The organism is Elstera sp., assembly GCF_044372965.1.
Taxonomy (GTDB): domain Bacteria; phylum Pseudomonadota; class Alphaproteobacteria; order Elsterales; family Elsteraceae; genus Elstera.
This window is the reverse complement of the sequence record NZ_JBILQX010000128.1, coordinates 1-10,418: the sequence shown is the minus strand read 5'-3', so window position 1 is coordinate 10,418 and position 10,418 is coordinate 1. Positions and strand designations below refer to the sequence as shown.

Sequence of the window (10,418 nt, the reverse complement as noted above, 5' to 3'; positions counted from 1 at the left end):
TAGCAAGGCTTGGCCAATGAGCAGGAACAGCACCAGCACACCGAAGGAAATGACAATCGATAGTCGCCCAACCCGGCGGCTATCGGCGCTGTTCATCCCCGCAATCGCCGACAGATAAATTGGCAGTACGCCAATCGGGTCGATGACCACGAACAGCGTAATGAAATCCGAAAGCCAGGCGGAGAGCGACATGGGCCTAATCCTTCCAGTACGGGGGCAAATCGGCCAGATCGTCCCAAAGCTGCTGAATGCGGTTGCGGTGCCGCAGGGTTCGGCCGTCGGCCCAGGCGATCAGCAGACCGGCGGCAAACGCGCCCTCCTTATCCAATATTGGCATCATCCCGCGAATCAGACTGCGCGCTGAGGCACCGTCATTCAGCGTTCCCAGCGCATCCTGAAGCGGTGATAACCGCGATTCCCAAGTAGAAGTCGCATTAGGATCGAAGAGTGATTTCGTGAAATCAACAAGATATCGAAGTTTCTTAATCTTAATTCGAAGCTCGTGCAGCCCTGGAACGTCGATCCGGTCCATCCGGCTGCCTTGGCGGTTTACCCGCCGCCAGCGGTCGGCCAGGAGCGTGCGCGCAACCTCGCCCGCGCCTGAACCGCTCGGCAGTTGAGCCCCCGCCTCGTCGCGCCAATGCAGCAGATCAAGCAGGAAATTCGTTGTATCCCACGCCGTGACGGTTTCCGTGAGCACTTGGGCTTCAGCTACCCGGCGGGCTTCGGCGACGGTCTTCAGGTTGGCCCAGCCCGCTTCGGTCGGAAACTCCGCCTCGGCCCGGCTCAGGGTTTCACTACAAAAAACATCGAGATCGCGCACGGTGCCCAGCCGCCGCGCAATATCGCCCGCCGTCTGGCGCATCGCCTCCGCGCGCTCGGGCGTATCGACCCGCACACCGAACAGCGGCAGTGCCGCGCGCAGGCGGCGCAGCGCGACCCGCGCCTGATGGATTGCGACCGGATTGCGCAGCCAAACGACATTCGGCAAATGCAGCAACAGCCCATCCGCCACATTGTCCAGAATGGCCGCCAGCACCGCCCCGCCCGTCATGTCCGGCGTCAGGCGCAGTTTTGCCGGGCGCGGCCCCGTCTCCGCGCCCAGAAAGCGATAGCCAAGCTCGATCGGATCGACTCCCGCCACCGGAATAGGATCGGCCAGCCGTGCGTCCGCATGCATCGCCTGCAACCGCGCCCGCAGGGCATCCCTGGAGGGGCCAACCGGCATGCGCAGCCAAGCGGCCTGGTGTTCGGTGCCATTCGCGAGCGTCCAAACGAGATGTTCGAGCGTCAAAGCGCCATCGGTCCAGCGGGTGCGCGTAAGATCGAACTGAGGCTTAAGCGCCCCTGTGTCGCCTTTGCCGGTTGGCGAAACGATCAGCGGCGTCTCCCGGTGGCGCTGATCGGCTGTATCGAGAACCCGCCAGCGTTCCGGCTTCGGTGCTTTCTGCAAACCCCGCCAGGACGGGCGCTGGAGCAGCGCCGAAAGCTGATCGGGACGAAGCCCTAGCCAGAGGTGGCTCATAATCTCAAGAATCCCCTTCGCCATCCAGGTCGCGCGGGAAGCGCAACGCGATCAGGCGGTTAGTATGCCAAGATAATCTTGACCAATCGTCGATTGGGCAGTCGAAAACCGCAAGCGCCGCCGTTGGAAATTTTTCCGATAGCCGGTCGCGCGCGGCAAGATCGGTCGCCTCGTTCACCAGCCCTAGGGCAAACTCGTGCAGACCGTCGTTATGACCAATCAGGAGCAAGGTTTCGACCCCATCCCCCTCGCGCCGAACGGTCGCGAGCAGTTTTTCCGGCTCGGCGAGATAAAGTTCTTCCAGATAGCGCGGCAGCGGGGGGCGGCCCGCCGTCAGCGCGCCCGCCAAATGATCCCAGGTTTCCCGCGTCCTGGTGGCGGTCGAGCACAACACGCGGTCGAACCGCAGCCCCAAGGCTTCAATTGTCGCCGCGAGGCGAGTGGCATCGCGTTCGCCGCGGCTATTCAGCGGGCGAGCATGGTCGCTTTGAGTGAGATCATCCCACGATGATTTAGCGTGGCGCAGCAAGGCCAGTCGGCGCATCGCCCGTTCTCCTGACGATAAGGCGGCCAGATGGGGTTCCGGCGGAAACATCAATTCGCTAGGGTTCTAGCATGAAGAAAGACATTCGCCAGCCCATGCCGAACCCCGATGTGATTGTGGAGCGCCGCGATCCGGTCTTCCAAGGCTATTTTCAGGTGGATCGATGGCACCTACGCCACCGGATCGCGGGAGACACTTGGTCGCCACTGCTGGTGCGCGAAGTGTTCGAGCGCGGGCACGCCGTGGCCGTATTGCCCTATGATCCGGTGCGCGGCTGCGTTGTGGTTATTGAACAATTCCGTATGGGGCCCTTGGCGGCCGGGCGAAACCCGTGGATGATCGAAATCGTTGCGGGCATTATCGAGCCTGAGGAAATCGACAATCCGCACAGTGTGGCACAGCGCGAATGTTTGGAGGAAATCGGGGCTGAGGTGCAGGATCTTTTTGAAGTCCTGACCTATCTTCCTTCACCGGGCGCGGTGTCGGAAACCGTTACCCTCTACTGCGGCCGGATCGATAGTAGCCTCTTGCCGAAAGTTGCCGGGAATGCCGACGAGGGCGAGTATATCCGGATAAGCACGCTCACCCTGCCGCAACTGGCAGAGGCGCTTGAAATGGGGCGTTTTGACAACTCTCTGATGCTAATCGCCGCGCAATGGTTGCTGCTGAACCAACAAAAGGTTCAAGATCGTTGGACCCAATCGGCACGCGCTGGGGCGTGACTGAACCAAAAAGAAGAGGAGGAGACGGGAATGAGCACGCGAACGGCTTTCGTATCGACGGCTTGGCTGGCGGAACGGCTTGCCGACCCGCATCTGCGCGTGCTCGACGCGACCTACTTCCTCCCCGGCGTGCCGCGCAATGCCGAAGCCGAGTTTCTGGAAAAACATATTCCCGGCGCGCAGTTCTTTGATATCGACGCCTATAAGGACCTCGAAACCGATCTGCCCCATATGCTCCCCGACCCCGATAGTTTCGCCGAGGATATGACCGATCTCGGCATCGGCAACGACAGCACCATCGTTTGCTACGACAGCCACGGGTTGATGAGCGCCGCCCGCCCCTGGTGGATGTTCCGGGTTTTTGGTCACGATAAGGTTTTCGTGCTGGATGGCGGGCTGAAGCAGTGGCTCGCCGAAGATCGCCCGCTGGAGAGCGGGCCCGCTAAGTCGCGCCAGGGCCGGTTTCACGCCCGCTTCCGCCCGGAACTGGTGAGCGACCGCGACGCCGTGCTGACCGCGCTGGACACGCCCGCCGTGCAGATAGTCGACGCACGCGGGGCTGGGCGGTTTGCCGGAACCGAACCCGAGCCTCGGGCGGGCCTTTCGGGGGGGCATATCCCAGGGGCACGGAATGTGCCTTTCAATGCCCTGCTTGATCCGGGAACGGGGCTCATTCTGCCCAAGGGCGACATTGAGGCCCGGTTTATCGGGGCGGGCGTGGACCTGAAACGACCGATTATCGCTTCGTGCGGCTCCGGCGTTAGTGCCTGCGTGCTCGCCATCGGGCTGTACGAGTTGGGCCGGACCGATGTTTCGGTTTACGATGGTTCGTGGAGCGAATGGGGCAGCTATCCCGGCCTCCCCATCGCCACAGGGGAAGCTGCCGTATTATGAGCCTTGCCGCCGTTCCCCCCTATCCGGCTGAAATCGATGTCTCGATTACCCATTTGGAGATGCTGGCCCCGCCGAAAACCACACCGCTGGTCTGCCCCGCCCTGCCGCAACCGCTAACGCTGATGGCGGCGCGTAAGCCGAACCTGCGCTTCTATCGGTTCCTCTATGGCAGCGTCGGCGATCCGTGGCTGTGGCACGAGCGCCGCCAGATGGAGGATGCCAAGCTAACGGCCATCCTTAATGATCCGTTGGTGGAAGTGACGGTCGCCTATGTGGGCGGTGTCCCGGCAGGCTATTTCGAGCTAGATGGGCGCGAGCCCGGCGAAGTGGAACTCGCTTATTTCGGCCTAATGCCGGATTTCATCGGCCTGAAACTCGGGCCGTATTTTCTGGATTGCGCCATTCGCAAAGCCTGGGGGCGTGGGCCGAAGCGGGTGTGGGTGCATACGTGCAGCCTCGATCACCCCAAGGCGCTCAGCCTGTATCAGCGCGCGGGCTTCGTGCCCTTCGCCCATGAATCGCACCGCATTCCCAATCCAGCCGCGCTGATTGCGGCGAGCAACCGGCGCGGGGATTGAGCAACCTCCCTTACTTTGCGAAAAGCTGGCTCATATCGCGGAAGGCTTTGAACTCCAGCGCATTGCCCGCAGGGTCGAGGAAAAACATCGTCGCCTGCTCACCAACGAGGCCCTTGAAGCGAATATAGGGTTCGATCACGAATTTTACCCCGGCGGCCTTCAGCCGATCGGCGAAGGTTTGGAACGTATCCCACTCCAGCACAACGCCGAAATGCGGCACCGGCACCGCGTGGCCATCGACCGGATTATGGTGCTTATCGTCGGCTTTTTTCGGGGCGAGGTGGGCAACGATCTGGTGCCCGAACAGGTCAAAATCGATCCATTCATCGCTAGAGCGGCCTTCGGGGCACCCCAGAAACTCACCGTAGAATTGACGCGCCGCCGCAAGATCATCGACGGGGAAAGCGATGTGGAAGGGAGTAACTTTGGTCATGAAATTTTCTCCGGGCTTAATGCGAAACGCGTGTCGCTCACCATAATTTCCGCGAAAGATAAGACAGGACAAGCGAGTTTTTAGGCAATCACTATTCTAAAAACTCATGATAAGTTCCAGTCATGCCCGCTCGTCGCCTGCCCTCTCTGAATGCCCTCAGGACCTTCGAAGCCGCCGCCCGCTTGGGTTCCTTCACCCTGGCCGCCGATGCGCTGCACGTCACCCAAAGCGCCGTTAGTCGCATGGTAAGCGCCCTGGAAGCTGACCTAGGCATCACCCTGTTCCAACGGCAGGGGCCGCGCCTGATCCTCACCCCCGCTGGGGCCGAGTATCAGCGGGCGATTGCCGCCGCCCTCGCCGATCTGGAAGCCGCCACCCAACGCTTACGGTTCGGCGGTACCAGCGGGCCGATTGCCGTTAGTACGCTCCATACCCTCGCCTTTCGTTGGCTCGTGCCGCGCTTGCAGCATTTCGAGATGGCCCATCCGGGGCTCAATGTCGATCTTAGCACCGGCGATCGGATGGTCGATTTCGCAACCGAGCCCGTGGATATCGCTATTCGCTACGGCTATGGCGATTGGCCGGGGTGCCGCGCGGAATTTCTGATGCCTGAGACGGTTAGCCTCTTCTGCGCGCCGAACTTTACCGCCCGCTTCGGGCCACTCGACCGGTTGGAGGATTTGGCCCGTCACCGGCGGCTGTTCCATTCCACCCGCCCCCAAGCCTGGCCGGATTTTTGCGCCGCGGTAGGGCTGCCGAGCGATTCCCTCCGCCCCGCGCCCGACGCGCCCGGTTTCGAGCATTTCTTTATGATTATCGAAGCCGCCATTGCGGGGATGGGAGTGGCTCTGCTGCCGGAATTTCTGGTCGAGACGGATATCGCGGCGGGGCGCTTGATCCAACCGCTGCCCGTGCGCGTGCGCAATCCGCGCGCCTATTATTTGGCCTACGGTAAGGGAAGCGAGCGGCGGGCAAAGGTGGCGCTGTTCCGCGACTGGATTATGGACGAGGCCGCGCCCTACCGGACCTAAGGCTTCGCGGCCCGCGTCTTTTCGATCTGCCGCCATTTGGCGACATTGCGGTTATGCTCGTCGAGCGTTTTGGCGAAGGCATGCCCGCCCGTGCCATCGGCGACGAAATAGAGATCCTCGGTCGCCAGCGGTTTTGCCGCCGCCATCAACGCCGCCCGGCCCGGATTGGTGATCGGCGAGGCCGGAAGCCCAGCGCGGGTATAAGTATTCCACGGCGTATCGGTATCGAGATCGGCGCGGGTCAAGCTGCGCGTGGCCCCCGCCCCGCCGACAACCCCATAAAGCACCGTTGGGTCGGACTGCAACCGCATGCCTTTGCGCAAGCGGTTGATGAATACGCCCGCCACCCGCTCCCGCTCCGCCGCCACGCCGGTTTCTTTCTCGACCATTGAGGCCAAGACCAGCAGTTCTTCAGGCGTGCGCAGGGGAACGCTGAGGTTTCGGTTGGCCCAAGCGTCGGCGAGCGTGCTTTGCATCGCCGCTTGCAGGCGCTTGACCATCTCGGCGCGGCGGTCGCCCTTTTGATAGTGATAGGTCTCGGGCAGCAGGCTGCCCTCGGGCAACGTCTCCGCCATCGGACCTTCCAGCCCGTCGGCGGCGCGGATAAGGTCGAGAATCTGCGAACTCGTCAGCCCTTCCGGCAAGGTCAATCGACGCACTACCGTTCGGCCCGCGCGCAACTGCTCCAGGATCGCCGATAGGCTAGCCCCGGCGGCAATTTCATACTCCCCGGCCCGCAAAGCGCGCGGATCGCGGCGGAGCTGCTGCGCCGCCATGAGGAGCCAGGGTTTTTCGATAAAGCCTTCGTCCATCAACTGCTGACCGATGGCGTCCGAGCCTAACCCACGGCGGATATAGATCACCTTGGTTACGCTGGTCGGACCCGGCTTATCGATCTGAGCCTCCACCCAGCGCAGGCTGACGATAAAAAGGGCGCCCGCAAAAACGAGCGCCCCCAACAGCAGAGAGAGAAGCCTGAGCAAGCTGACCTAGACCGCCCCGCCGAAGATCAGCGAGGCGTTCGTGCCGCCAAAGCCGAAGGAGTTGGACAGAGCGTAGCGCACCTGCCGCTTCTTCGCCACATGGGGCACGAGATCGATATCGCAGCCTTCCGAGGGGTTATCGAGGTTCAGCGTCGGCGGCACGATTTGATCGCGCAAGGCGAGGATCGAGAAAATCGCCTCGACCGCGCCCGCCGCGCCCAACAAATGGCCGATGGCCGACTTGGTAGAGGACATCGAGAGCTTATAGGCGTGCTCGCCGAACAAGCGCTTCACGGCGTTCAACTCGATTTCATCCCCCAGCGGGGTCGAGGTGCCGTGGGCGTTGATGTAATCGATCTGATCGAGGCTGAGGCCCGACCATTTCAGCGCCGCCTGCATGGCGCGATAGCCGCCATTGCCATCCGGCGCGGGGGCGGTGATGTGGTAGGCGTCGCCCGACATGCCGTAGCCCAAGACTTCAGCATAAATCTTCGCGCCGCGCGCTTGCGCATGCTCGAGGCTTTCGAGCACGACGACACCCGCGCCTTCGCCCATAACGAAGCCGTCACGGTCCTTATCCCAGGGGCGCGAGGCTTTCGTCGGCGTGTCGTTGAAGTTGGTCGACATGGCGCGCGAGGCGGCAAAACCGGCAAAGCCGATGCGCGACAAGGCGGCTTCCGTACCGCCTGCGATCATCACCTCGGCATCGCCCAGCGCAATCAGGCGCGCGGCGTCGCCGATGGCGTGCGCCCCCGTCGAGCAGGCGGTAACGACCGCATGGTTCGGGCCTTTAAAGCCATAGCGCATCGAGACATGTCCCGAGGCAAGATTGATGAGATTGGCGGGAATATAGAAGGGGCTCAGGCGTTCCGCGCCGCGCTCGCTTACCAGCACCGCCCCATCGGTAATGCCGATCAGGCCGCCGATGCCCGAGCCGATCATGACGCCCGTCGCTTCGCGGTCGGCATCGCTTTCGGGTGCCCAACCCGCGTCGGCAATCGCTTCCTGGGCGGCGGCCATCGCATAGACGATGAAATCCCCCATGCGGCGACGATCCTTGGTCGAAACGACCGCGTCGATATCGAACTGGCCGGGGCCGCCATTGCCGCGCGGAATGACGCCGCCGACCTTGGCCGGAATATCATCGACCTTGAAATGATCGTCGACGCGCTTCAGGCCAGACTGGCTGTCCAGCAGACGCGACCAATTGTGATCGACGCCAGTCCCCAGGGGAGTGACCATCCCGAGGCCGGTAACGACCACACGCTTGAGGGTGATTTGTTTTGCTTTGCTCACGTGCGACTTTCGCCTTTTGCCGTCAAACTTGGCGCAGTTTGTCGTTAGATGGGACACCTGACGACAAAAAAATGCAACCAATCAAAGACCTGATGCGGCGTTATGATCCGAAGGAAGCGCGCGCTACTTTCGTCGGTCCCAAATCAGCGCCGCTTTCAGGCGGCCCTCGTGGCAAGAGCCGCTTTCGGAAGGTTCCGAAACCGGCTCTTATCAACCTTGGGTCCGCTTATGCGCCGCGCGGGCTCAAAAGCATGTCCGTTAACCGGAAATAGCTTTAAGCGTTGTTCTTTTCGATGAAGTCGATAGCGTCCTTCACCGTCAGAATCTTTTCGGCGGCATCGTCGGGGATTTCCACGCCGAATTCTTCTTCGAACGCCATGACCAGTTCCACGGTGTCCAGGCTGTCCGCGCCCAGATCATCAATAAAGCTGGCATTGTCCGTGACCTTGGCTTCGTCCACGCCCAGATGCTCAATGACGATCTTCTTAACGCGTTCGGCAACAGTGCTCATTGCGAATTATCCTCGACAGTAACCAGTGATCGTTCCGTGTAGCTGGTCTGGGCAGGCCCGACAAGCCCCTCCGGAGCGGATGAAAAGAGAGAGTTTCCGGCCCGAAAGCCGCTCCCTGTAACACACTTCAGAACCGGGCGCTAGAGATTCGCATCATCTCCGGCCCCAGCCAAAGCGGCTTAAAGCATCGCCATCCCGCCATTTACGTGCAGGGTTTCGCCCGTCACGTAACCAGCTTCAGAGGACGCCAGATAAACGACGGCGGCGGCGATTTCTTCCCCGGTGCCCATGCGCCCGAGAGGAATCCCGCCGAGAAGCTTTTGCTTTTGCTCGTCCCCCAGCGCCTCAGTCATCGCGGTTTCGATGAAGCCGGGAGCCACGCAGTTCACCGTAATGTTGCGGCTAGCCACTTCTTGGGCCAGCGACTTCGAAAAGCCCACCAACCCAGCTTTAGAGGCAGCGTAATTGGTTTGCCCGGCGTTCCCGGTCGCCCCAACGATGGAGGTAATGGAAATGATGCGCCCGAAGCGCTTTTTCATCATCCCCTTCAGCACGGCGCGCGACAGGCGCATCGGCGCGGTCAGATTGACATCCAACACGCCGTCCCAATCGGCATCTCTCAAGCGGAGCAAAAGCTGATCGCGCGTGAGCCCGGCGTTATTCACCAGAATATCGACCCCGCCCGCCGCCGCATCCACGGCCTTAATCAGCGTATCGGCAGCGTCGGCCTGCGACAGATCGGCGGCAATCACATGGGTGCGCTCACCGCCGAGGCTGGCGGCGACTTCGGCCAGAACCGCTTCGCGCGTGCCGGTCAGAACGACCGTCGCGCCGCGCCCATGCAGCCCGGCGGCAATCGCGCGGCCAATCCCGCCGCTCGCGCCGGTTACGAGCGCGACTTTCCCCGAAAGATCAAACATTTATATTTCTTTCTTAAAGTGTTTTGAGAAAGGCCTCGATATCGGCAGGGCCGGAGATCGAGAGGCCCGTCGCGTCCTTCGCGATCCGCTTTACCAGCCCGGTCAAGACCTTACCCGAGCCAAGCTCGACAAACTGCGAAATGCCCATAACATTTGCCATGTGTGAAATGCTCTCGTTCCACCGTACCCGGCCCGTGACCTGCTCGACCAGGCTGCGGCGAAGCTTATCGGTATCCTGCTCGGGCCGCGCGGTGACATTGATGACGACGGGCAGGCTGGGACGCACCATCGCAACCTCGGCCAGCGCTTCCGACATCGTATCAGCGGCAGGCTGCATCAGACGGCAATGGAAGGGCGCCGACACCGGCAGCGGCAGCGCGCGCTTTACCCCCTTGGTCGGCGCAAAAGCAACCGCGCGGGCAATCGCCCCGGCCGTGCCCGAGAGAACCACCTGACCGCCGCCATTATCATTGGCGATATCGCAGACTTCGCCTTGGGCCGCCGCCTCGGCAATTTCCTGTGCGACCGAGATTTCAACCCCCAGCAAAGCCGCCATCGCGCCCGTGCCGAGCGGTACGGCTTTCTGCATGGCCTGCCCCCGGCGCTTCAGCAGCCGGGCAGTATCGGAAACGGTCAGCGCGCCCACGGCAGCGAGAGCCGAATATTCCCCAAGTGAGTGCCCGGCGACGGCAACGCCGAGATCGGCCAAGCGCTTACCGGTTTCAGCTTCGATGACACGTGCCACGGCAAGGGAGGTTGCCATGAGCGCCGGTTGGGCGTTTTCGGTCAGCGTCAGGTCGGCCTCCGGCCCCTCCCACATTAATTGCGAGAGTTTTTGCGACAGCGCGTCATCAACTTCCTGAAAGACAGCGCGGGCTGTTGCAAACGTATCGGCGAGATCCTTCCCCATGCCGACAATTTGGCTCCCTTGACCGGGAAACAGAAAGGCTCTGGTCATAATGCGGAGATTCCTTAAAGTTC

At 61.8% G+C, this 10,418-nt stretch carries 13 protein-coding genes; 4 read left to right on the top strand and 9 right to left on the bottom strand.

Translation table 11 applies throughout. From position 1 onward, the window contains the following. The 3 genes from ACIQ36_RS14490 to ACIQ36_RS14480 form a co-directional block, all read right to left on the bottom strand. Positions 1–192 (bottom strand): MarC family protein (locus ACIQ36_RS14490; RefSeq protein WP_395830505.1); only part of this gene is annotated, 192 nt, incomplete at its 3' end. A gap of 4 nt (positions 193–196) precedes the next feature. After that, positions 197–1,525, bottom strand: coding sequence for a CHAD domain-containing protein (locus ACIQ36_RS14485; protein WP_395830503.1), 1,329 nt, complete (start codon positions 1,523–1,525; stop codon positions 197–199). A gap of 4 nt (positions 1,526–1,529) precedes the next feature. After that, positions 1,530–2,069 (bottom strand): SixA phosphatase family protein, encoded by a 540-nt coding sequence (locus ACIQ36_RS14480; RefSeq protein WP_395830501.1) that lies wholly within the window; start codon positions 2,067–2,069, stop codon positions 1,530–1,532. Positions 2,070–2,140: 71 nt separating this feature from the next. Between ACIQ36_RS14480 and ACIQ36_RS14475 the strand changes: the two genes are divergently transcribed. From ACIQ36_RS14475 to ACIQ36_RS14465, 3 genes are read left to right on the top strand one after another with little or no spacing between them, the layout of a single operon-like run. Beyond that, positions 2,141–2,791, top strand: a complete 651-nt coding sequence (locus tag ACIQ36_RS14475; protein ID WP_395830499.1) for an NUDIX domain-containing protein — start codon at positions 2,141–2,143, stop codon at positions 2,789–2,791. Between the two features lie 30 nt (positions 2,792–2,821). After that, the gene (gene sseA, locus ACIQ36_RS14470; protein ID WP_395830497.1) at positions 2,822–3,685 is read left to right on the top strand and encodes a 3-mercaptopyruvate sulfurtransferase; all 864 of its coding nucleotides are present in this window, start codon (positions 2,822–2,824) and stop codon (positions 3,683–3,685) included. Continuing rightward, positions 3,682–4,263, top strand: a complete 582-nt coding sequence (locus ACIQ36_RS14465) for a GNAT family N-acetyltransferase (RefSeq protein ID WP_395830495.1) — start codon at positions 3,682–3,684, stop codon at positions 4,261–4,263. The genes sseA and ACIQ36_RS14465 overlap by 4 nt, the downstream gene beginning before the upstream one ends. 10 nt (positions 4,264–4,273) lie before the next feature. Here the strand turns inward: ACIQ36_RS14465 and ACIQ36_RS14460 are convergent, their stop codons facing one another. After that, complete coding sequence (locus tag ACIQ36_RS14460; protein ID WP_395830493.1) at positions 4,274–4,696, bottom strand: VOC family protein; 423 nt, start codon at positions 4,694–4,696, stop codon at positions 4,274–4,276. 122 nt (positions 4,697–4,818) lie between these two features. Between ACIQ36_RS14460 and gcvA the strand changes: the two genes are divergently transcribed. Next, complete coding sequence (gcvA, locus tag ACIQ36_RS14455; protein ID WP_395830491.1) at positions 4,819–5,727, top strand: transcriptional regulator GcvA; 909 nt, start codon at positions 4,819–4,821, stop codon at positions 5,725–5,727. Here gcvA and mltG read toward each other — a convergent pair. The 5 genes from mltG to fabD all read right to left on the bottom strand — a co-directional run bounded on the left by mltG (position 5,724) and on the right by fabD (position 10,395). Then, on the bottom strand, positions 5,724–6,710 hold the full coding sequence (mltG, locus tag ACIQ36_RS14450) for an endolytic transglycosylase MltG (protein WP_395830489.1): 987 nt from the start codon (positions 6,708–6,710) through the stop codon (positions 5,724–5,726). The two genes, gcvA and mltG, sit on opposite strands and share 4 nt — an antisense overlap. A 6-nt stretch (positions 6,711–6,716) precedes the next feature. Beyond that, a complete protein-coding gene (gene fabF / locus ACIQ36_RS14445) occupies positions 6,717–8,006 on the bottom strand; it encodes a beta-ketoacyl-ACP synthase II (protein ID WP_395830487.1) in 1,290 nt (429 codons plus the stop codon). A gap of 274 nt (positions 8,007–8,280) precedes the next feature. After that, positions 8,281–8,517: an acyl carrier protein gene (locus ACIQ36_RS14440; RefSeq protein ID WP_045775785.1), complete on the bottom strand. Its 237-nt coding sequence runs from the start codon at positions 8,515–8,517 to the stop codon at positions 8,281–8,283. A gap of 179 nt (positions 8,518–8,696) precedes the next feature. Next, entirely contained in the window at positions 8,697–9,437 is a 741-nt protein-coding gene (gene fabG, locus ACIQ36_RS14435) for a 3-oxoacyl-[acyl-carrier-protein] reductase (protein WP_395830485.1), read from the bottom strand. Positions 9,438–9,450: 13 nt separating this feature from the next. Then, positions 9,451–10,395 carry an ACP S-malonyltransferase gene (fabD, locus tag ACIQ36_RS14430; protein ID WP_395830483.1) on the bottom strand — a complete coding sequence of 315 codons (945 nt, stop codon included), beginning with the start codon at positions 10,393–10,395 and terminating at the stop codon, positions 9,451–9,453. Positions 10,396–10,418 lie beyond the last annotated feature (23 nt).